This window comes from Pseudomonas lurida, from assembly GCF_002563895.1.
GTDB classification, from domain to species: domain Bacteria; phylum Pseudomonadota; class Gammaproteobacteria; order Pseudomonadales; family Pseudomonadaceae; genus Aquipseudomonas; species Aquipseudomonas lurida.
In genome coordinates, this window is sequence record NZ_PDJB01000001.1 from 3,068,016 (window position 1) to 3,090,127 (window position 22,112).

The 22,112-nt window shown below is 59.1% G+C and carries 18 protein-coding genes and 1 pseudogene; 13 read left to right on the plus strand and 6 right to left on the minus strand.

Features of this window, described 5'->3' with window-relative positions:
• Positions 1 to 555: 555 nt before the first annotated feature.
• On the minus strand, positions 556 to 1,425 hold the full coding sequence (locus ATH90_RS13745) for an isocitrate lyase/PEP mutase family protein (RefSeq protein ID WP_034105279.1): 870 nt from the start codon (positions 1,423 to 1,425) through the stop codon (positions 556 to 558).
• Positions 1,426 to 1,701: 276 nt separating this feature from the next.
• Between ATH90_RS13745 and ATH90_RS13750 the strand changes: the two genes are divergently transcribed.
• Entirely contained in the window at positions 1,702 to 2,724 is a 1,023-nt protein-coding gene (locus ATH90_RS13750) for a hypothetical protein (protein ID WP_141537481.1), read from the plus strand.
• A gap of 253 nt (positions 2,725 to 2,977) precedes the next feature.
• Positions 2,978 to 4,594, plus strand: coding sequence for a hypothetical protein (locus ATH90_RS13755; protein ID WP_098466513.1), 1,617 nt, complete (start codon positions 2,978 to 2,980; stop codon positions 4,592 to 4,594).
• Between the two features lie 350 nt (positions 4,595 to 4,944).
• On the opposite strand, the gene ATH90_RS13760 is transcribed toward ATH90_RS13755, so the two are convergent.
• A complete protein-coding gene (locus tag ATH90_RS13760; protein ID WP_034105276.1) occupies positions 4,945 to 5,694 on the minus strand; it encodes an SDR family NAD(P)-dependent oxidoreductase in 750 nt (249 codons plus the stop codon).
• Positions 5,695 to 5,797: 103 nt separating this feature from the next.
• Here ATH90_RS13760 and ATH90_RS13765 point away from each other — a divergent pair, with 103 nt between their 5' ends.
• Complete coding sequence (locus ATH90_RS13765) at positions 5,798 to 6,157, plus strand: winged helix-turn-helix transcriptional regulator (RefSeq protein WP_034105273.1); 360 nt, start codon at positions 5,798 to 5,800, stop codon at positions 6,155 to 6,157.
• Between the two features lie 60 nt (positions 6,158 to 6,217).
• Here ATH90_RS13765 and ATH90_RS29930 read toward each other — a convergent pair whose 3' ends face one another.
• Positions 6,218 to 7,081 (minus strand): methyl-accepting chemotaxis protein, encoded by an 864-nt coding sequence (locus ATH90_RS29930; protein ID WP_420884290.1) that lies wholly within the window; start codon positions 7,079 to 7,081, stop codon positions 6,218 to 6,220.
• A pseudogene (locus tag ATH90_RS29935) lies at positions 7,076 to 7,855 on the minus strand (MCP four helix bundle domain-containing protein); the annotation flags it as partial. The gene ATH90_RS29930 and the pseudogene ATH90_RS29935, both read right to left, overlap by 6 nt.
• Before the next feature lie 133 nt (positions 7,856 to 7,988).
• Here ATH90_RS29935 and ATH90_RS13775 point away from each other — a divergent pair.
• On the plus strand, positions 7,989 to 9,197 hold the full coding sequence (locus ATH90_RS13775) for a multidrug effflux MFS transporter (protein WP_098466515.1): 1,209 nt from the start codon (positions 7,989 to 7,991) through the stop codon (positions 9,195 to 9,197).
• A gap of 223 nt (positions 9,198 to 9,420) precedes the next feature.
• Positions 9,421 to 10,278: an SDR family oxidoreductase gene (locus ATH90_RS13780; protein WP_034105269.1), complete on the plus strand. Its 858-nt coding sequence runs from the start codon at positions 9,421 to 9,423 to the stop codon at positions 10,276 to 10,278.
• 126 nt (positions 10,279 to 10,404) lie between these two features.
• Here ATH90_RS13780 and ATH90_RS13785 read toward each other — a convergent pair whose 3' ends face one another.
• Both ATH90_RS13785 and ATH90_RS13790 read right to left on the minus strand, forming a co-directional pair.
• The gene (locus ATH90_RS13785; RefSeq protein ID WP_034105267.1) at positions 10,405 to 11,319 is read right to left on the minus strand and encodes a site-specific integrase; all 915 of its coding nucleotides are present in this window, start codon (positions 11,317 to 11,319) and stop codon (positions 10,405 to 10,407) included.
• A gap of 108 nt (positions 11,320 to 11,427) precedes the next feature.
• Entirely contained in the window at positions 11,428 to 12,252 is an 825-nt protein-coding gene (locus tag ATH90_RS13790; protein WP_034105265.1) for a M949_RS01915 family surface polysaccharide biosynthesis protein, read from the minus strand.
• Positions 12,253 to 12,663: 411 nt separating this feature from the next.
• Between ATH90_RS13790 and arnC the strand changes: the two genes are divergently transcribed.
• Genes arnC through ATH90_RS13830 form a run of 8 tightly spaced genes read left to right on the plus strand, consistent with a single transcriptional unit; the run spans position 12,664 to position 21,993 of the window.
• Positions 12,664 to 13,695, plus strand: coding sequence for an undecaprenyl-phosphate 4-deoxy-4-formamido-L-arabinose transferase (gene arnC, locus ATH90_RS13795; RefSeq protein ID WP_034105263.1), 1,032 nt, complete (start codon positions 12,664 to 12,666; stop codon positions 13,693 to 13,695).
• The gene (gene arnA / locus ATH90_RS13800) at positions 13,692 to 15,683 is read left to right on the plus strand and encodes a bifunctional UDP-4-amino-4-deoxy-L-arabinose formyltransferase/UDP-glucuronic acid oxidase ArnA (RefSeq protein WP_098466516.1); all 1,992 of its coding nucleotides are present in this window, start codon (positions 13,692 to 13,694) and stop codon (positions 15,681 to 15,683) included. The genes arnC and arnA overlap by 4 nt, the downstream gene beginning before the upstream one ends.
• Entirely contained in the window at positions 15,683 to 16,567 is an 885-nt protein-coding gene (gene arnD, locus ATH90_RS13805) for a 4-deoxy-4-formamido-L-arabinose-phosphoundecaprenol deformylase (RefSeq protein WP_098466517.1), read from the plus strand. The genes arnA and arnD overlap by 1 nt, the downstream gene beginning before the upstream one ends.
• Positions 16,564 to 18,225 (plus strand): lipid IV(A) 4-amino-4-deoxy-L-arabinosyltransferase, encoded by a 1,662-nt coding sequence (gene arnT, locus ATH90_RS13810; RefSeq protein WP_098466518.1) that lies wholly within the window; start codon positions 16,564 to 16,566, stop codon positions 18,223 to 18,225. Before arnD ends, arnT begins: the two co-directional genes overlap by 4 nt.
• Positions 18,222 to 18,569 carry a 4-amino-4-deoxy-L-arabinose-phosphoundecaprenol flippase subunit ArnE gene (gene arnE / locus ATH90_RS13815; protein WP_098466519.1) on the plus strand — a complete coding sequence of 116 codons (348 nt, stop codon included), beginning with the start codon at positions 18,222 to 18,224 and terminating at the stop codon, positions 18,567 to 18,569. The genes arnT and arnE overlap by 4 nt, the downstream gene beginning before the upstream one ends.
• Positions 18,566 to 18,979, plus strand: a complete 414-nt coding sequence (gene arnF / locus ATH90_RS13820) for a 4-amino-4-deoxy-L-arabinose-phosphoundecaprenol flippase subunit ArnF (protein WP_069023808.1) — start codon at positions 18,566 to 18,568, stop codon at positions 18,977 to 18,979. The genes arnE and arnF overlap by 4 nt, the downstream gene beginning before the upstream one ends.
• Entirely contained in the window at positions 18,976 to 20,367 is a 1,392-nt protein-coding gene (locus ATH90_RS13825) for a UDP-glucose 6-dehydrogenase (RefSeq protein WP_034105251.1), read from the plus strand. Before arnF ends, ATH90_RS13825 begins: the two co-directional genes overlap by 4 nt.
• Positions 20,368 to 20,370: 3 nt before the next feature.
• Positions 20,371 to 21,993, plus strand: coding sequence for an ArnT family glycosyltransferase (locus ATH90_RS13830; protein ID WP_098466520.1), 1,623 nt, complete (start codon positions 20,371 to 20,373; stop codon positions 21,991 to 21,993).
• Positions 21,994 to 22,112 lie beyond the last annotated feature (119 nt).

Genomic DNA, 22,112 nt, shown 5'->3' on the forward strand with positions numbered 1-22,112 from the left:
AGAGACACCGCACTTATTGGATGGCGCACAAGATGTTTGGGCAGGTGGTTACAGGTGAGCGATTACGGTTTTTATTGTGTTCGGCATGGTTGCCGAGGCTGATTCTAAGCACAGTCGACGTGGCCTGCAGCCCGGCAATGGATGAAACTCGATTAATTAAACTTCACTCTATTTAAGCGGCCGCAGGTGTAGCGTTGGCCCTGTCTTAGCCGCTCTGCTTCGACAAAATCCTTTGGTTGCCGCCGCAGATTCTGCGGCGGACTTTTTTTGTGTCGCGCACACGCGGCAAACATGAAGTTTCATTTCACTTAGTTGCTCGTGCGTCGACTATCAGAAATAACAGCTGCGGGAATGTATCGATCAGTTATTGCCATGCGCGTTTGATCAGCACCCGGAATGTCAATGCCCAGGCCGAGCAGTGGCTGGGGAGGAGGGCAGTGCTGGCTTCAAATGTGATGTGCCGGTGGTTACCGAGCGGTTTGGAAGGTCTTGTCGACCAGGGCGCCGCGAGTGAAAGGAAGGAGGGGCGTTGCACCCCTCGTTCCGGTTTGAGTTTTACTCTTTGACGTCCATGAACTCTTCAGCCCAGGCCACGTAGCTTTCCGGCAATGTATACGTGTGGGTCAGTTCGGTGGCACTGAGGTTATCGGTGCTATGGGTCAACTGGCGCTGGGCGCGCAGGCTGTCGTAGGTCGCCTTGATCGCGGCGAAGTAAGCACCGTGGCCGGCAACCACCACGCGCACGCCGAGGCTGGCCAGACGCTGGGCGTCGTTCAGTTTAGGGTTGCCATACGTCACCAGCATCAGCGGCACCGTGAGGTTCTCCGCGATTTTCTCCAGGTGCTCGAAATCAGCCACGCCGACCATGCAAATCCCATCGGCACCGGCTTTTTGATAAGCCTGGGTGCGCTCGATCACGGCTTCGGTCGGCAGCACGCCGGCGTTGGTGCGGGCAATGATCGACAGCTGCGGATCAACACGTGCCTCCAGCGCCGCGCGAACCTTCCCGATGCCTTCGTCGATGGAAATCAGGTCAGTGGACTTGCGCCCGAATTGCGCCGGCAGCAACGTGTCTTCAATGGTCAATGCGGCCACACCGGCACGCTCAAGCTCCTCGACCGTGCGCATCACATTCAGCGCGTTACCGTAGCCGTGATCGGCGTCGGCAATGAACGGCAACTGGGCGACACGGCCGATACGGGTAGCTTGCTCAACGAACTCACTCAGGGTGATCAGCGCGAAATCGGGCGCGGCCAGTACCTGCAACGAAGCCACGGAGCCACCGAGGATGCCGACTTCAAAACCCAGGTCAGCAGCGATACGCGCCGACATCGGGTCAAAGACGGACGCGGTTTCAACGCAGGTTGGGGTGGCAAGCAATTCACGGAATTTGCGGCGCAGGGCTGAGTGAGAAATCTTTGGCATGGGCTTTCCTGGTTCTGGTCATCGTCTTGTGACGATCAATGTCTATTCGTGGTGGTGCGAGATTAACATGCAGGCGAGCCAGGGATGATGACGTTTCAGCATTAGGCGGTGCTGGGATATGGCGTGTGCGTTCACGGTTTGTGTCATGGCCTGAGAATGAGGTAGGCGAGAGGACGCGCGCGAGCGATGCGCGGGGATGTGCAAGGAGCCTTAACCCGTTACGATCAGACTCTTGCCAGAGTGCGTTCCATAGCGCTGCAACGATAAGGACTGTCCGTGCATCCTCTAGATTATTTACTTGATGATCGTTACGCATTGAAGACGGCTCACGCCGGCATGGATCTCGATCCGTTGACAACTTGTCAAAAAAGTACATTCCATTCGGCTGTCACGTTACTGAAAAAGGCCAATGACGATGGAAAATTGCTGACTACATTCAGGGGCGATAGTTATACACGCCTGGCTGAGCGAGTTGGCGGTGATCACGGATGGGAGGGTGTGCTCTATCAAAGAACATTTTACTTTGGCGAAAAGTCCAAGCATTTCCTTGAAAACAATGCCTCGATTGCCAAGCGCGCCCATTTACGCGCGATAGATGACGTCAGCGATGCTACATTTGAGTTCTTATTCAAAAAGATAGCGAAAATTTGCCAATTAGACGTCTACAAAGGGCATCTCTTTCTGAAAGATAACGTTGAAATCGTCAGGTTCTTCGTAACGCCCGAAAATAAAGAATTTTTCCTGTCGTCGATACGAAATCAGCCCGAGGGCATAAAGATGCTGGTAAGAGATTACTACCTGTATCTCTTGCATACGGCAGGAAAAAAAGGTGTGTCGAAGGAGTCCGTACTGGTCTCCACTTCTACGCATTGGATGCAGGCGAAGGGATTCGTTGACCAATTGGATACTCGGCAGATTATCTATTACTACTTTGTGCCAGAACCCTTTGAGAGGTACTGCATCACTTCGTATCTTTGCCAAAATGCTTATAGCGTCATTGGGCGTCTCTCGTTACCCAGGTATCAGCCCGATAGCGGCCTTTATCCTGACCAGCGTGAAGTTTCGATGCGCGGAGGCCTGCTGCCACATTTTATGTTAGGCATTCTGAGGGTCGACCTTGATGAATTCGTGGTAAATCCGCACCTCTTGGCAATGCCTGAGGAAGACCTGCAGTCGATAGTTGTCAGCGGGATCAAGATCGATCAGGCGCATTTTCACGATCGTATCAAAGAAACCAATTACCAACGTTACTCTGAATTGCGCGGCGATATGTTTGCGGCTTACATGCGTGAACGTTAAACAAGCTGCGCCCGCCGAGAGAGTGGACGTCAGAAACGGGTTTGTCGAATCTGTGGCTTAGACAGCTCATGAACATATATGACATGAGCTGTCGTTTAACAAGTGGGCGATGTCAGATGTTCATAAGCAGATCAGTAGCATCCACCTTCGCATAAGTCCGGAACTCGGCCCGCCTATGAGGCTTGGAGTGTCTACGAAACCAGAGGCGATTCACAATGCATCTACGAAGACTGGGAAAGCTAGGATAATTGCAATGAGGCACGAAAAGGAAATCCAGAAATGGCTGGAAGAATTGGCGGGAAAAAATAGCCGCAGCTGCAGCGGAGAACTCTACGCTTCCATCCGATTCGCTGATGACCCCCTTAGCCAAGAAATGAAGGACGAAGTTGAAAGGCGCTGGCAGCGCGGCATACCCCCTGGTCGCCATCGCGCAGCACGGGAAGCATGCCGTGTGCTTCAAAGTCTGCAAGAACCGCGGTTCTACAGTGCCGATACCAATATTTCACGCATATCAGGGAAAATCCTAAAACCGGACCTGGTGCTGGAAGACGAGATCAGCGGCGCCTTCGTCATCGTCGAAATCAAGCGAAGCCAGAAAGCGGCCCGGGAATTTGCCACAGAGCTTCTGGCCTATGCGAACTGCCTATGCAGTCAGCACCCTGGCTCAAAAGTGTTCTTTGTGTTGGTTTCAACCAGCTGGGCTCCCCTTGAACAGCATGCGATTGATCAGTTGGCTCAATGGGATATCCCTACACTTGCTTTGGAGTATCGAGAGCCAAATCTTGTTGAAATAGAGCAAACGCTTTGGGTGCGCAGTGATTTATTACCTGAAGTGTGCAGAAAGACATTCCCGCCCGCGGCGCTTGAAGTACACACGAAGGTGTTTTTCTTGCCTCACCTTTGGTGGAACGACTCGACGTGGTTTCGCAAGATAGATCACGCGGCGGAAAGGATTGCGCGGGAGGCCGAACGGGCACGTGCTTCAGGTTTTCTAATAGTGTGGTCGATACCCATGGAGCGTCCCGAATACAAACAAACAAGATTGTTTGTGTCAATGGCCGTGCGCAACCCTTGCCGCCCACAACAATTTCCGGAATTCAGTACGGTACAAGAATATGAGGCGTTCGCATGGTCAAATGATTTTTCCGAACTTTCAGACGATACCTCTATAAGGCTTTTGCTTGATCTCGAAGTTGGTGAAAACATACACAGTTATTCACCAGAACTTGAGGGGAGTTGGGACAATCTCAGGGCAAGACTTGAAAGAGAAAATGCAAAACTATGGGGTTTCAACAGCTTTGGTGAAATTGCCGATGAGGTTTATAGCTGGCGTGACGTGAGTCGTTATTCGCTTTCTCCTGCGATCGCAGATATCACGTCCTATCCTTCATGGCACCCCGTCACCTGGCTTCCTGCTCTTGAGTCGCTGATCGCTCGTGAAGCATTTGAAGGTGAAAAACTCAAGCTTTGGCTTGCGCTTCGTAGAGGAGAGAAACTTGCAAAAATTGGAAGGTCGGGGTTAAGAGGACGTTGGTTGAACAATTTCAATTGGGCTGTATCTCAAGCAGAATTTGCATGTGCCTGGGTCGACTTTATCGAGTCAAATGAAGGCGCCTCAACGTTTAAAGTAAATCTGTTTTCACCGTCGGACATCTTTAATCGGTTTGAGTGGGAGTCTGCGATCAATGCGGCTTACCAGTACATGGAAAAAGAGGGTGAGCTGGTCGCCTTCTGTTTCTATCTGGGAGTGCAACGGGAGCGCGGAAGGATAGATTTAAACGGCCTTGAAGAACATCGAGAGGTTTTGCGAAGGAAAGGAATTCACGTACCTCGCTGGGTGGAGGAGATAGCCAACAGCCTGGTTCGCTAGGAATTTTGACGCATTGTGGAACTAAACGCGCGAGGTACCTGTAGGCCGCAGGGAAGGAGGACAAGTTGGCTAAATCGAGGTGTGCCGGACACCGCATTACTAAAGCGTAACGGCACTGAATCAGCTTCATCGGCAGCCACCTCATTCAATGACTGGCCATGAACACGGAGGACATGGCCCGTTGAGAGAATGGATGCCAGAAGCGGGTTTGTCGAATCAGAGCCTTACGAGCCTCATGAACATCTTTAACATAGCACCTAATTTAACATAATATACATTATGCGTAATATCGTATTGCGCATTCAGGGGCAGTGCCCGTTAGATTTCAACAGGCAAAACCCCTGTCTTGCTCAAACCTGAGCAAAGCCTCCATCGACAAACATTTCACTGCCCGTCATGAAGCTGCTTTCATCCGACGCCAGGAACAACGCGGCGGCTGCGACTTCTTCAGGCTTGCCGATACGCCCCAACGGAACCTGCGCCGTCATGTCGTCGATGATTGCTTCCTTTTGTCCCGTGCCTGACAGCGCCAGGTCCAGGCCTGGTGTCGAGATCGGGCCTGGTGACAGCACGTTGATGCGAATGCCGGTGCCTTTCAGATCGAGCGCCCAGCTTCTGGCGAAGTTACGCAGCGCAGCCTTGGTGGCGCTGTACACGCTGAAGGCCGGTGTGCCCATGGTGCCGGTGGTTGAACCGGTCAGGATCACTGAGCTGCCAGCGGGCATCAGTGGCAACGCGTTTTGCACGGTGAACAGCGTGCCTTTGACGTTGATGCCGAATGTCCGATCAAACGATTCCTCGGTAATCGATCCGATCGGCTGGAAATCCCCCAGGCCCGCATTGGCGAACAGCACGTCAACTCGGCCCTTGTCGGCTTTGACTTGAGTGAAAATGCGCGCCAGGTCGTCCAGGTTGGAAATGTCACCCTGGATGGCGATGGCTTCATGGCCAATCAGGTGAAGCGCCTTGTCCAGTTCATCCTGGCGACGTCCTACGATCACGACTTGCGCGCCTTCAGCTGCGAAGCGAATGGCGGTTGCCAGGCCAATGCCGCTGTTTCCGCCGGTAACCACTGCAATTTTCCCGTTGAGCCTGCTCATGGTGAGCTCCAATGAATAAGGTTGAGGCCCAACTGTAGATCTGCGCTATTCTTTTGAATAGTATGCACCTTTTAGTAAGTACCCCCTCGGAGCCTTCATCATCATGGCGAACAACTCATTCAACTGTGGCCTGGAAGCGGCATTGGCGGTGATTGGCGGCAAATGGAAACCCCTGGTTCTGTTCAACCTGGCGCAGAATGTTCATCGATATGGCGAATTAAAACGCGCGATTGGCGGCGTGACTGACAAGGTATTGATCCAGCAACTCAAGGAGTTGGAGCGCGACGAGATCATTGCTCGTGTGGACTTTCACGAGATACCGCCGAAGGTCGAGTACTCCCTCACGCCCTTCGGCCATTCCTTGGCCACGGCGCTGGGCGCGTTGTGCCAATGGGGTACGCAGCATATGCAAGCGGTTGAGCGCATCGCCGAACGACGCACGTCTGCCCTCTCCGGGGCGTGAGCCCCCTGCCCTGGTATCCAACTCAACTAAATGACTATTTAGTTGAGTTAAATCAATACGTTATAGCCTGAATCGGTCGACCGACTGCGACAGCTTGCCTGCCAAGCAGGACAATTCGTCCGTCGTCGACGCTGTCTGGCCGATTACGCGACTGTTACTTTCCGACATCTGCGCAATCATCTCCACCTGATGGGCAATCTCATTGCTGGCCAGGCTCTGCTCCCCGATGGTTCGGGAGATATCGTTGACCATCTCGGTGGTATTCAAGGTGGCCTGGAGAATCTCACGAATTGACCGCTCCACATCGGCGGTCACTGCCATGCCCTTATCGACCTGCGCAACGCCCTCCTCCATGCTGGTGACGGCTTCCCGCGTGCTTTGCTGGATACGCCCTACCATGCTGGCAATTTCCTGGGTCGAGGCACTGGTGCGCCCGGCGAGGTTGCGTACTTCATCGGCGACCACGGCAAAACCGCGCCCCTGCTCACCGGCACGGGCGGCCTCGATCGCGGCATTCAGGGCGAGCAAATTGGTCTGGTCGGCGATTCCCTTGATCACCTGGATAATGCTGAAAATGGCCTCGGACTCTTTGTCCAGCGTGCGGATTACCTGGGCGGACTGTTGCGCGGATCGGGCAATGCCGTCCATGTCGCTGACCACCTGATGAATCACCCGGCCACCGTCCTTGGCCAGTGTTTCAGCCTGGTTGGCCATGGCCAATGCTCGCTCGGCATGCCGAGTGATTTCCTCGATGCTCGCGGTCATTTCACTCGCGGCAGCGGCCATGGTGCTTGCCGCCGCGCTTTGTTGCTGGCTGCTGCCAGCCACTTCGTGACAGCCGTGGCTCAGTTGCTCGCTCGTGGTATTGACGCTATGGGCGTTGCTGCGCACCACGTCGATCATGCCGCGCAAATCCCGTTGCATGGTGGCCAGGCTACGAATCAATGCACTGGCTTCATCCTTGCGGACGGGTTCGACAATCGGTTCGCTCAAGTTGCCATGGGCAATGCTGTCGGCAATCCGGCTGGCCGTTTGCAGCGGCGCCATGATGCTGAGGATGACCCAGCGGCCCTGGGCCAACAGCAACAACAGGCTGGCGATCAACACCACGCCAAGGGTTAAGTTGGCGGCGCTGATGCTCTGCCGAGTGCCGACACTGGCCTGCTGGGTGTTGTTTTCGATCAGTTCACTGAGCGTCGCCATCTGGTCTTCAAGCTGACTGAAGGCGGCGTTGAACGTGCCCAGTTCGCCCCGAGCGGCGTCGGGGTCCTCCAGCGCCAGGGCGACGATGCGCTCGCCGGTACTTATATAGTTGTCCAGGCTGGGTTTGATTTTTTCCAGGTTTGCCTTGAGCGTATTGTCCAGCGGCAGCTTGAGGTTATCGGCCAGCACTTGGCGAAAATGCTCGGCATGCTCCTTGAGCGAATCGCTGACCTGCGCCTTCGTGCTGGTACTTTTACCCAGGCCCACCAGCATGGCCGACAGCACATCCGCGCGCAGGGCGTCGTGCATCATGTCGGCTTCCATATGGTTGCGCAGCGCCGTCATGCTGAGCTCGCTGTCCTGCACGGCATCGGCCATCCGGGTATTTCCCAGGTAGCCGGCCAGGCTCATGATCAGGGCCGTAAGCAATCCGGTCGCAATCAACAGCATCAAGCGAAGTTTGATCGTCATGCTGATATCCCCGTGCCTGGTCATCCGGTTGGGAAGCCAACCGCAGAAGCCTCGCTGTTGATGTTATCGGCCACAATCGCTTGTTATTGAAGCCTAAGTTTGCGGATCTGCACGGATCCCTTAAGCTGTCCGGCCCTCGCACTGCCCGGAACTGCCCATGTCTCGAAGCATCGCCCACCTCGCCCTTCTCCTGGGCTTGATCACTGCAGTCGGCCCCTTCGCCATCGATATTTACCTGCCAGCCTTGCCGACCCTGGGCGCAAGCCTGCATGCCTCGCCAGCACTGGTGCAGATGAGCCTCACTGTATTTTTCGTCATCGTTGGCGTGTGCCAGCTGTTCTACGGGCCGATCAGTGACGTGTTCGGGCGCAAGCCACCGATTTATGCAGGCCTGGTGATTTTTGCCGTGGCGAGTGTCGGGTGTGCGCTGGCGCCGACCATCGAAACACTGATCGCCTTTCGTGCCTTGCAGGCGTTTGGTGCGTGCGCGGGCATGGTGATTCCGCGGGCCATCGTGCGTGACCTGTACACCGGGCATGAAGCGGCGAAACTCATGGCGTTGCTGATGCTGGTGATGAGCGTCTCGCCGATCCTCGCGCCGCTCGCCGGCAGCCTGGTGATCTCGTGGTGGAGCTGGCGCGAAGTGTTTGCCGTGCTGGCCGTCGTTGCCGTGGCGTGCCTGGTAATGACCATCGTGCAACTGCCCGAGACCCATCCGGCCGAACGTCGATTGGGCAAGACCCTGGGCAATGCGTTCAGCAGCTACGGCGCGTTGTTGCGCGACCCGGTCTTTATCGGTTTGTCGGTGGTGTGTGGTTTTGGCCTGGCGACCTTCTTCGTGTTCATCGGCAGCGCACCGTTCGTGTACATCGAGTATTACGGCCTGACGCCCACCCAGTTCAGCTTGGGTTTTGCCCTGAATGCTGCCTCGTTTTTCGCCATGAGCCAGCTGACCGCGCGCCTCACTGCACGCTTTGGCCTGGCACCGTTGATCCGCTGGTCGGTGGTTGCCGTGGCTGCGGTCATGACCGCGCTGGCGGCCACCACGCTGTGGGTTGATAGCCTGGCCTTGACGATGACGCTGCTGTTCGTCGGCTTCGGCTTTCTCGGCCTGCTGCTGCCGGCAGCGGGTGTGTTGTCATTAGAGGATCATGGCGCGGTGGCCGGTTCTGCCTCGGCCTTGCTCGGGGCGATCCAGATGATCACGGCGGCCGTGTCGATGACGTTGGTCGGTGTGTTCGCCGACCACACACCCGCGCCGATGCTAGTGGGTATCGCACTGTGCGCCATCGCGGCAATGCTCACCACCCTGTGGACGCTGCGCCGCCTGCCGACCCACTTGGCGAGCGCCCCGCCCTCCTCCTGACCGCAGCCCTGAGGGTGGGTCTCCACCCCCCCCTCACCGCCTCCAATGCCAAGGGTCGACTACCGCGCAGCCGATCCGCCAGGCCCAGGGCACCGGTGGCGAATAGCGTGTGTGCATCCGCTTGAAGCAACCACTCGTCGGGCTTGAGTGGCATCCACTACAACTATCGTCCGGCGCAAAACTACTAATCCCATAGCACCTTTGGAAACCTATGGAGATTGAGATGACTGACTACCCCCGCCCACCCTTCGCGCCGCAAGCCCAGAACGTGCCGGGTTCGCAGAAGAAAATGGACCCATACCCGGATTGCGGCGAGCAGAGCTACAAGGGCTCCGGCCGCCTCGCCAACAAGATCGCGCTGATCACCGGCGCCGACAGTGGTATCGGTCGCGCCGTTGCGATCGCTTTTGCGCGCGAAGGTGCGGATGTGGCTATCGCTTATCTGGATGAACATGAGGACGCCAAGGAAACCGCACGCTGGGTCGAGGAAGCCGGGCGCCAATGCCTGTTGCTGCCCGGTGACATTGCGCAGAAAAGCGTGTGCCAGGCGCTGGTGGACAAAACCGTCGAGCAATTTGGCCGCATTGATGTGCTCGTGAACAACGCCGCCTTCCAGATGACTCATGAAACCCTCGAGGAAATCGAGGACGAGGAATGGGTGAAGACCTTCGATATCAACATCACAGCGATGTTTCGCATCTGCAAGGCAGCCCTGCCCCACATGAAGGCCGGCAGTTCGATCATCAATACCAGCTCGGTCAACTCCGACATGCCCAAGCCGACCCTGCTGGCGTATGCCGCAACCAAAGGCGCGATCGCCAACTTCACCGGTGGCCTGGCGCAGTTGCTGGGTAGCAAAGGTATCCGAGTCAACAGCGTGGCCCCCGGGCCGATCTGGACGCCGTTGATCGTGGCGACCATGACCGATGAAGACGTGAAAAGCTTCGGCAGCGAAACCCCGCTGGGCCGCCCGGGCCAGCCGGTGGAGGTGGCGCCGATCTATGTGCTGTTGGCCTCGGATGAAGCCAGTTACATCTCTGGGTCGCGTTATGCGGTGACGGGCGGCAAGCCTATCCTCTAACCCCTGCCCAATACACCTGTGGGAGCTGGCTTGCCTGCGATTGCATCACCTCGGTACAACAGCAATTGCGAGGTGTGCGCATCGCGGGCAAGCCCGGCTCCCACAGGGGATTCCATTCACCTGACCCTACAGATCAAACCGATCCACCGCCCGCCGCCGCTCGTTGTCGTCGCGCACGTCGTAGCTGGCGGTGGTCTGGATATTGGTGTGGTGCGCCAGCTTCTGCGCAATCGACAGGTCATGCTCCTCGATCACCCGTGTAATGAACGAGCGGCGGAAGTCATGGGGCATGATCTTCACCCCCACCTGTTCACCGCGCTGGCGAGCGATGTAGTAAATCGCATGCTTGGTGATGCGCTCGCGGGTGATGTGGCTCCCGCGGCGGATGCGGTTGAACAGGAAGCTGTCATCCTGCTCGCCTTCCTTGAGGTGTTCGCGTCGGAACGCCAGCCACGCCTGTAACTTGGCGAACGCCCAGTCCGGCGCGTACTTGATCAGCTCTTTGTTGCCCTTGCCGATGACTCGCAGGCTGCGCGCCTGGAAATCAATCTGCGCCAGGTCGAGGTTGACCGATTCCGACTTGCGCATGCCGGAGCCATACAGAATGCCGATCACCGCGGCATCTCGCAGGCCCTGGGGGCGCGGGTCGGCGGCGCAGACTTCCATCATTTCGCGGATCAAGCTGCGCCGCAGGTTGCGGCCCTGGCCCAGGCGCGTACCCGGCGCAGCCTTGACGGTGCGCATGCGCAACAGGTGCTCCTGGTCGATCAGGTTCAGGCGCCAGGCTTCATTCATCACCCCACGCACCGCATTGACGTATAACGAAGAGGTATTCGGCGCATAGCCGTCCTCTCGCAAGGCGGCGACCAGGGCAATGACGTGCTCGGGTTGCAGCAGGTGCCAGTCGATGTCTTCAAGGCTCATGTCCTCGAAGCCCAGGCGGTCGGCCGCATCTTGCAGCACGTAGCGCAGGGTGAGTTGGCTGGAAGGTGCCAGGCGGGTGAGGTAGAGGGTCAGCGGGTTGCGAATAGACTCAGTCAAGGTAGATCAGCCTTTGGATTAAATAACTCGAACAAGCCTTTGTTTAATCGAGCTATTTAGTGAATTGGCGAAGACCGAGTCTAACCCAGGCCCAGCCCTCGCACAAAATCACGGCGCCGTGTCATCTTCGTCGGTGGGCTCCTGTGGCTGGACCTGGGTCTGGCTCCATTCGCTGTCCTGCTTCTGCATCAGTGCGAACCAGTGTTGACGCATGAACGCCAGGTACTCTTGCGGCGCCTTGGCGAAGTCCTTCTCGTCGCTATAACACCCTGGCAATGGCAGCTCGGTGCCTTGCTCCTTGTACTGGCTGACCAGCGCCTGCTGCCCGGCCACGCTGCAATCCTTTGGCAACGGCATGCCACGCAAGGCGCCCGCTTCTTCGTCCCACCAGGCCGCGCCGACACGGTCGACCCCGCGCAAACGGTACTTCTGCGACTTGCCCACATGCATGATCAGTTTGAATTCATTGGGGCTCACGTCACTGGTGCAGGTGCGCGAATAGCCCACGGTGGCCTGGGTGATGCCATCGCCGGCGAGGTCGGTGACCTTGGTGGCCGTCCTGTCGAAGCGCAGGGCGGCGTCGAACTCGCAATGCTGCACATCGTCGTAGAGCATCCACACGCGTTTGGGGCGGTTGCCGTCGATCAGGTATTGGGCCGCATACACGAACGCCGACTGGGTGCCATCGTCGTCGCGCTCGCTGACCTGCTCGGCGAGCACCAGCAGGTTCTTGCCTTGTTTATCGTCCCAGGTATAGGCGGCGATCTGCTTGCCGCGCACCTCCACGCCGTCCGGCACCTGGTCGATGCTGGTGAGCGCCACTGCGTCATCGGCCTGCACTGTCGTGACCCACGTCACGCTCATCAACAACCCCATCAACGATCCCATCAACGCAGGCCGCAACTGGCCGCGTAAAAGCTGCACGCTATTCATCCGATCACCCTGGCAAGAGACGGCTTACTTTACCGGCACTTGGGGTGCATTGCAGAGAAGATTCTTCACTAAAATTCGATCACTGAACGCACACAGGCAGTTGAACCAAACGGGCTACAAACAATTCTTATTTAGCCTCCCGATTAAAGCCCGCGGCCCCTTAGTTGCTTAGCTGAACCCTAGCTGTCTACCTGTCAAATAAACGAGTTTTTCATCCGGCTTTCATATCTGTTCCACATTTTTACGCTTAATCTTGAACACAGAACTTCATAGCAAGCCGCCCTATATCGTCTAACCTCTTGATTATGCTCCACCTTTGGCGCCAACTTTTAATCTGCGGCCTGGACTTTCGCCCAATGATTGCTGCTGTTTTCACGCTCCAAGTTGCTCTAACCCCGAGGTCATGAATCTTTGAAACCCTACCCTATTCATTGCGTGTCGATCGTTATCCCGGTCTACAACGAACAAGAGAGCCTGCCTGAATTGCTGCGTCGTACCACTGCAGCCTGCAAGCAACTGGCCTACGAATACGAAATCATCCTGGTGGATGACGGTAGCCGCGACAATTCGGCCCAACTGCTGGAAGACGCCGCCTCAGAGGACGGCAGCAACGTGGTGGCGGTGATCCTCAACCGTAACTACGGCCAGCATGCGGCGATCATGGCCGGTTTCGAGCAGTGCCGGGGCGAAGTGGTGATCACCCTCGACGCCGACCTGCAAAACCCGCCCGAAGAAATCCCGCGCCTGGTCGAACAAGCCGCCCTGGGCTACGACGTGGTTGCCACCGTGCGCAACAACCGCCAGGACTCGGCCTTTCGCCGCTGGCCTTCGCGCCTGATCAACCTGGCCGTGCAGCGTTCCACCGGCGTGGCCATGACCGACTACGGCTGCATGCTGCGCGCCTATCGCCGCACCATCGTCGACGCAATGCTCGCCTGCCGCGAACGCAGCACTTTCATCCCGATCCTGGCCAACGGTTTTGCCCGTCACACCACCGAGATCCTGGTGCACCACGCCGAGCGCGAGCATGGCGAATCCAAGTACAGCGCCATGCGCCTGATCAGCCTGATGTTCGACTTGCTGACGTGCATGACCACTACCCCGCTACGCCTGTTGTCCATCGTCGGCTTCAGCCTGGCGGCGCTGGGCATGCTGTTTGCGTTTGCGTTGATCGTCATGCGCCTGGCCTTCGGTGCCGACTGGGCCGGCGATGGCCTGTTCGTACTGTTCGCGGTGCTGTTCGTGTTCACCGGCGGGCAGTTCATCGGCATGGGCCTGCTGGGTGAATACCTGGGCCGCATGTACAGCGATGTGCGCGCCCGCCCGCGCTTCTTTATCGAAAAAGTGCTGCGCAACCAACCGGCAGCACCGGCTCCCGTGGTCGTCGTCGACGGCCTGGTGTCCTCCCATACCTCTACTTCTGCTGATCAGGTCCAATCATGAGTTCAAAAGCTGTTGTATTCGCGTACCACGATATTGGTTGTGCAGGCATCGAAGCGCTGCTCGATACGGGTTACGAAATTGCTGCTGTGTTCACCCATGCCGATGACCCGAAGGAAAACAACTTCTACGGTTCCGTGGCCCAGTTGTGCGCGCGCAACGGTATTGCGGTGCACGCCCCGGAAGACGCCAACCACCCGTTGTGGATCGAGCGCATCGCCAAGCTGAACCCGGACTACCTCTTCTCCTTCTACTACCGCAACCTGCTGAGCGAGCCGCTGCTGGCCACCGCGCGCAAAGGGGCGTTCAACCTGCACGGCTCGTTGCTGCCTAAATACCGCGGCCGTGCTCCGGCCAACTGGGTGCTGGTCAACGGTGAAACCGAAACCGGCGTGACCCTGCACCGCATGGTCAAGCGTGCGGATGCCGGCGCGATCCTGGCCCAACAGAAAGTCATCATCGAGCGCAGCGACACCGGTCTGACCCTGCATGCCAAACTGCGTGACGCCGCCAGCAACCTGCTGCGCGACGCCCTGCCGCAACTGGCCCAGGGCAAGCTGGAAGAAACCGCCCAGGATGAAAGCCGGGCCACCTATTTCGGTCGCCGCACCGCCGACGACGGCAAACTGGAGTGGAAAAAACCGGCTGAAGAACTGTTCAACCTGGTCCGCGCCGTGACCCAACCCTACCCGGGTGCTTTCTGTGCGGTGGGCGAGCACAAGCTGATCGTGTGGCAGGCTGAAGTGGTCAAAGGCAACGAAGGCCTGGCGCCGGGCCGTGTGATCAGCGTCAACCCGCTGCGCATTGCCTGCGGCGTGGACTCCCTGGTGATCAAGTTCGGCCAGCGCAACGACAACGGCCTGTACCTGGCCGGCCCTTCACTGGCCAACGAACTGGGCCTGGTCGACGGTTCCGTGCTGCGCGGTGCCGAGTCCGGCCGCAAGCCGCGCCGTACCCGCGTGCTGATCCTGGGCGTGAACGGCTTTATCGGTAACCACCTGTCCGAGCGCCTGCTGCGTGACGACCGCTACGAAGTCTACGGCCTGGACATCGGCTCCGACGCCATCGAGCGCCTGCGCAGCCACCCGAACTTCCATTACGTCGAAGGCGACATCAGCATCCACACCGAGTGGATCGAGTACCACATCAAGAAGTGCGACGTGGTCCTGCCGCTGGTGGCCATCGCCACGCCGATCGAATACACCCGCAACCCGCTGCGTGTGTTCGAACTGGACTTCGAAGAGAACCTCAAGCTGGTGCGCTACTGCGTCAAGTACAACAAGCGCGTGATCTTCCCATCGACTTCCGAAGTCTATGGCATGTGCCAGGATCAATACTTCGACGAAGACACCTCCAACCTGGTAGTCGGCCCGGTCAACAAGCAGCGCTGGATCTACTCGGTCTCCAAGCAACTGCTGGACCGCGTGATCTGGGCCTACGGCGCCAAGGGCCTGAACTTCACGCTGTTCCGTCCCTTCAACTGGATGGGCCCACGCCTGGACCGCCTGGATTCGGCACGTATCGGCAGCTCCCGTGCGATCACCCAGCTGATCCTCAACCTGGTGGAAGGCACGCCGATCCGCCTGTTCGACGGTGGCGAGCAGAAGCGTTGCTTCACCGATATCGCCGACGGCATCGAAGCCCTGGCGCGCATCATCGATAACGACAACGACGCGTGCAACGGCCAGATCATCAACATCGGCAACCCGGAAAACGAAGCCAGCATCCGCCAGTTGGGCGAAGAATTGCTGCGCCAGTTCGAAGCCCACCCGCTGCGCGCCAACTTCCCGCCGTTCGCCGGCTTCCGCGACGTGGAAAGCAAAGCGTTCTATGGCACCGGTTACCAGGACGTGGCGCACCGCAAGCCAAGCATCGAAAACGCCAAGCGCCTGCTGAACTGGGAGCCGACCGTGGAGATGAGCGAAACCATCGGCAACACGCTGGACTTCTTCCTGCGTGAAGCGATGCTCGAAATCGCGGACAAAAAGTAATGGAGGCAGGTCTTCGCATCGACGTCGACACCTACCGTGGCACCCGTGAAGGCGTGCCGCGGTTGCTCGAAACCCTGGACGAAGCCGGGGTCAAAGCGACGTTCTTCTTCAGTGTCGGGCCGGACAACATGGGGCGCCACTTGTGGCGCCTGATCCGCCCGCAGTTCCTGTGGAAGATGCTGCGTTCCAATGCCGCCGGCCTGTATGGCTGGGACATCCTGCTGGCCGGCACCGCCTGGCCGGGCAAGCCGATTGGCCGTGACCTGGGGCACCTGATGCGCCAGGCCAGGGCGGCCGGGCATGAAGTCGGCCTGCATGCCTGGGATCACCACGGCTGGCAAGCCAATACCGGGCGCTGGAGCGAGGCTCAACTGGTCGAGCAGATCCGCCGTGGGGTCGACACCCTGAGCGACATCCTTGGCGAACGTGTCGACTGTTCAGCGGCCGCCGGTTGGCGCGCCGACGAACGCGTGGTGCATGCCAAGCAAGGTTTCAACTTTCGCTACAACAGCGATTGCCGGGGCACCAGCCTGTTTCGTCCTACCCTGGCCGATGGCAGCGCGGGCACCCCACAAATTCCGGTAGACCTGCCAACCTTCGACGAAGTCGTCGGGCCGGTGGTGGCTGCCAAAGACTTCAACGGGTTCATCCTCGACCGCTTTGCCGAGTCGAAGCTCAACGTCTATACGATCCACGCAGAAGTAGAAGGGATTCTGATGGCCAATGATTTTCGCCAATTGCTTGCCCAGGCAGGGCAGCGTGGCATCGACTTCAAGCCCCTGGGCGACCTGTTGCCCGCCGACCTGACCACCCTGCCCCAGCAACAGCTGGTGCGCGGCGCCTTGCCCGGCCGGGAAGGTTGGCTCGGAGTGCAGCAGGCATGATCCGCCGTTGGGCCCTGCCCCTGCCCCTGCTCCTGTTGGCATTTGGCGTGTTTTACCTGCTGCCGCTGGCCACTCACGGCCTGTGGATTCCAGACGAAACCCGTTATGCGCAGATCAGCCAGGAAATGCTGCTGACAGGCAAGTGGGCCTCGCCGCACTTCATGGGTATTCGCTACTTCGAGAAGCCCGCCGCAGGCTACTGGATGATCGCGCTGGGCCAGGCGATCTTCGGGCAGAACCTGTTCGGCGTGCGGTTTGCGTCGGCGCTGAGCACCGGCCTGAGCATCCTGCTGGTGTATCTGGTCAGCCGCCGCTTGTGGAATGACCCGCGCAAGCGCCTGGTCAGTACTGTGCTCTACATGAGTTTTGCCAGCGTCGCGGCCCTGGGCGGTTATGCCAACCTCGATCCGCAGTTCACCTTCTGGGTGAACCTGACCGGCGTGGCCCTGTGGTTTTGCTTTGACAGCACCACGCGCAGCGCTCGCCTGGGGGCCTGGGCATTGCTGGGCCTGGCCTGTGGCATGGGTTTCATGACCAAGGGCTTCCTGGCCTGGTTGCTGCCGGTGCTGATCGCCCTGCCCTACGCGATCTGGCAGAAGCGTTTACGTGAGCTGTTGGGCTACGGCCTGGTTGCCGTGGCGGTCGCGATTGCGGTCAGCTTGCCGTGGGCGCTGGCGGTTCATCTGCAAGAGCCCAACTACTGGAACTTCTTCTTCTGGCACGAGCATATCCAACGCTTTGCCGGCGACGACGCCCAGCACGCCGAACCGTTCTGGTATTACCTGCCGTTGCTGGTCGCGTTCAGCCTGCCGTGGGTGGCCCTGTTGCCGTCTACCTTCAAACAGGCGTGGCGCGACAAGCGCAACGTAAAAATCGGTTTTGTATTGCTGTGGCTGTTGATGCCGCTGGCGTTTTTCAGCTTGGCCAAGGGCAAGCTGCCCTCCTACATCATGCCGTGCCTGCTGCCACTGGCCCTGCTGATGGGCAACACCCTGGCCGACAAACTGGCCGAGGGCCGCTACCGGGCATTGCGTATCAACGGCTGGCTGAACCTCGTTATTGGCGTAGTGGTGCTGCTGGCGTTGAGCTGGTTCCAACTCAAGAAGCCGGTGTACGAACACGGTCAGGAAACCCTCAGCCTGGTGCTGGTGTTCACCTTCCTGTTCGGCTGGATCCTGGTCAACCTGTTGCAGGCCGCACAGCCGTTGCGCCTCTGGGCAGCGCCGGTGCTCGGCAGTTGGCTCATGGTGGCGTTGTTGCCGGCGGCGTTGCCGCATTCGGTGGTCTACAACAAGACTCCTGACCAGTTCATCATCGACCACCTGGCGGAACTGCGCCCCGCCACTGCCTTGCTGAGCAATGACCTGGGGGCGGCATCGGCGCTGTCGTGGCGCCTGGCGCGTCCTGACGTGACGCTCTACAACACCATCGGCGAAGTCAAATACGGTCTCGCCTATCCCGATGCCGGCCATCACAAGGTGGATATCACCCAGGTCCAGCAGTGGATGAGCCAGGCGCGGCAAAAAGGCCCGGTCGGCGTGGTGATGCGCGTCAAGGGCGACGATGAGCGTGCCGAAGTCGCGTTGCTGCCCACCGACGGTCAGCGCTATGAACAAGGCAATATCGTGATCCTGATCTTCCCGCAGGTGACGCCATGATCACCTTGCTGTTGTTACTGAGTGCCTGCCTGCTGACCTGCATGGGCCAGGTCTCGCAGAAATTTGCCGTGGAAAGCTGGCGCGACCTGCCTGACGGCTGGGCGTTGAAGCTGCGTTCGCCGTGGTTGTGGTTGGCGCTGGTGTGCCTGGGCCTGGGCCTATTGGTGTGGCTGCTGGTGCTGCAACGCCTTGAAGTGGGCATTGCCTACCCCATGCTCAGCCTGAATTTTGTGCTGGTCACCCTGGTGGCGCGGTTTGTCTTCCGTGAGCCCGTCGACGGCCGTCATTGGCTGGGTGTGGCGCTGGTGATCGGCGGTGTCGTGCTGCTGGGGCGCCACGTATGAGCCGGGTCCAAGGCTTTGCCCTGGCCCTGGGCAGCGTCGGCCTGGTCAGTGTCGCCCAACTGGGCATGCGCTGGAGCATGACACGCCTGCCGCTGCCCAACGAATGGCTGGACGCGTTCACCCACAACAGCATCGACCTGGGCGCCCTCGGTGTAGTGACCCTGGCGATCCTGGCCTATGCGCTGTCGATGCTCTGCTGGCTCGGCGCGCTGAAGCACTTGCCGCTGGGTCGCGCCTATTCGTTGTTGAGCATCAGCTACGCCCTGGTGTACTTGCTGGCGGCCAGCCTGCCGGTGTTCAACGAACATTTCTCCGTTTCAAAAACCTTGGGGGTGGCGCTTGTCATCCTCGGTGTGCTGATCATCAACTCTCGTCGTGCTAGCGCTACAACTTCCAGGAATGCCCCATGAAAATCAGTGTATTTGGTAGTGGTTACGTCGGTCTGGTACAGGCCACCGTATTAGCCGAAGTCGGTCACGATGTCATCTGCATGGACGTCGACCAGAACAAGGTCAGGCTGCTGCAGCAAGGCCACGTGAGCATTTTCGAGCCGGGGCTGGCGGCCATGGTGAAGGAGAATCTGGAGAGTGGGCGCCTGCATTTCACCTTTGACGAGCAGTTGGCCGTTGAACACGGCGAAGTGCTGTTCATCGCCGTAGGGACGCCTTCGGATGAAGACGGTTCGGCTGACCTCAAGTACGTGCTGTCGGTGGGCGATGCGGTCGCTCGCCACCGTAAGCAGCCGGTGATCCTCGTGGAGAAATCCACCGTGCCCGTCGGCACCGGCGACACCCTGCGCGCCCATATCGAAAGAGCCCTGCACCTGGCCGGCCGGCACCTGGAGTTCGATATCGTCTCCAACCCGGAATTCCTCAAGGAAGGCTCGGCCGTTGCCGACTGCCGCCGCCCAGACCGCATTATCATCGGCTGCGAGCGTGAAGAGGTGCGCGACGTGATGCGCGACCTGTACGCGCCCTTCAACCGCAACCATGACCGCATCATCTTCATGGACCTGCGCAGCGCCGAGCTGACCAAATACGCCGCCAACTGCATGCTCGCCACCAAGATCAGCTTTATCAACCAGATCGCCGAGCTGGCTGAACACCTGGGGGCGGATATCGAAGCCGTGCGCCTGGGCATCGGCGCCGACTCGCGCATCGGTTACCACTTTATCTACCCCGGCTGCGGCTACGGCGGCTCGTGCTTCCCCAAGGACATGCGCGCCCTGATCCACAGCGCCAAGCAGGCCAACTGCTCCAGCGACCTGCTTGAAGCGGTGGAAGCCATCAACCAGCGCCAGAAGAGCAAGCTGTTCGAACGCATCAATGCGTTCTTCCACGGCAACCTGCGCGGCAAGACCTTTGCCTTGTGGGGCCTGGCGTTCAAGCCCAACACCGATGACATGCGTGATGCGCCCAGCCGTGTGCTGATGGAAGCCCTGTGGGCCGCCGGTGCCAACGTGCGCGCCTTCGACCCGGAAGCCATGCAGGAAACCCAGCGTATCTATGGCGATGATCCACGGCTGATGCTGATGGGCACGCCGGAATCCACCCTGGGCGGCGCCGATGCGCTGATCGTCTGCACGGAATGGCAGCAGTTCAAGGCACCGGACTTCGACCTGATCCACCAGCGCCTGAAAACCCCGGTGATCTTTGACGGTCGCAACCTTTACGACGGCGAGCGCCTGGCGCGCAAAGGCTTCCACTACTACCCGATCGGCCGTGGCGACTCCTGCCAGTTGCCAATTCCCCAGCAGCAGTGGGTGGCTCACGTGGCAGAACAGGTCGTGGAAGCCTGATACGTGAACAAAGTCCAACCGCCCCTGTTAACGCCAACGATTCGCCGCCAATCCCTCGGGCTGGGGTTGCTGGCGCTGTTGCTGTTCATCGCCGGCAGCTGGCACCAGGCGATCATTGGCTTCGACTCACGCTTCGTGCTGTTCGCCCAGGAAATGCTGCGCCATGGGCCGGGCTTCTTTCCCACCACCTATGGGCAGCCCTACGCGGATTACCTGGCGACATCCACGGTGCTGACCTGGCTGCTGTCATTGCCCCTGGGTCAGGTCACCAGTCTCACGGCCTGGCTGCCCACGGCGATGGCATCGGCGTCGATCGTGGTCCTGGTGTATCGGCTCACGGCGCCCTACTCCCCGCGCTGGGGCCTGCTGAGCATTGCGATGCTGTTGCTGAGCAGTAGCTTTATCAGCGAAACCCGTGCGGTGTCCCTCGACCAGATGCTGGCCGCCATCGCGCTGGCCGTGTTCTACCTGGGTTATGCCCATGACCATTTCGGGGCGGGCAAACGCCTGCACTGGCTTTACCTGCTATTGATCGTCGGTTTTGCGATCCGTGGGCCCATTGGCCTGGTGGTGCCTACCGGCGTGCTGTGCAGCTATTACCTGATCAACCGGCAATGGCGCCAGCTGTTGAGCTTCGGCTTACTGGCACTGGCGTTGCTGGTGGCGTGTGTTGGCCTGCTGTTGCTGATGGCCAAGCTGAGCGGCGGAGAGAGCTTCATGCAGGACGTGATCCGCATGCAGTTCCTTGGCCGGATGGATGGCAGCGAAGGCTCCAGCGGCGTGCTGTATTACTTCACCAGTTCCCTGGGCAACTACGCCATGGCTTATCCGATGGCACTGTTGGTGCTGCTGGCGATGGTGGTCAGCGGGCGACGTGCACCGGGGCCCGCGTTGCAGTTGGTGTGGTACTGCGCGGCCGCAGGTTTGCTGGTCATGGTTGGCCTGTCGATTCCCCAGGCAAAAAAGGCGCGCTATGTGTTGCCCATGTTGCCGATGGCCGCGATCATCGCAGCGTACCCGTTCCAGGTGGTGCACGGGCGGTTCTTTGCCTGGCTGCGTGGGCTGATACTGGGTATCTGGACGGTGTTGCCGGGGCTATTGATCGCCGGATTACTGCTGGCACGTCCGCGCTATCCGGAACAATTGAGCCATCTCGGCGCGGTGTTCGCGCTGCTGGGTGCACTGCAGGCCCTGGCACTGTTGACGCTGTTCAAAGCACGCCTGCGCCCGGGCGGGCCCGCCGTGGCTGCCGTACTGGCCGTATGGGCGACCTTTATCCTGGTGGTCGAGCCGCTGGAGCGCAGTGTCTATGACACCCGCACCTTTACCCTGCAGGTGCATGAGCACGTGATGCAACAACGCGCGCCGGTGGTTTTGCACGGCCTGGGCAAAGACGCCAAGGCGATCAAATACATGGTCAACCTCGACTGTGACCAGGTGCCATTGTTTACCCAGCAAGCGGCTGACCTGAAGCCGATTCAAGGTCCCGCCTGGCTGGTCATGAGCGAAGCGGACTACGAAGCCTTGCAAGACCCGCGCTTTCGCGCCATCACCCCAACCCTGGCCGGTGAGTTCGACCGCAACCCTTATGTGCTGCTGCACCTGACCAAGCCCGCGCAACCCTGACGACGGCCCCAGCACAGAAAACTCCTACATAGCTTTGCGTAATAGCTGGTGCCATTTCTCTTCCCGGCGTCCAAAACCCGGCTGTAAACTCGCCCAGCTGGTGCGGTATTCATTCACCG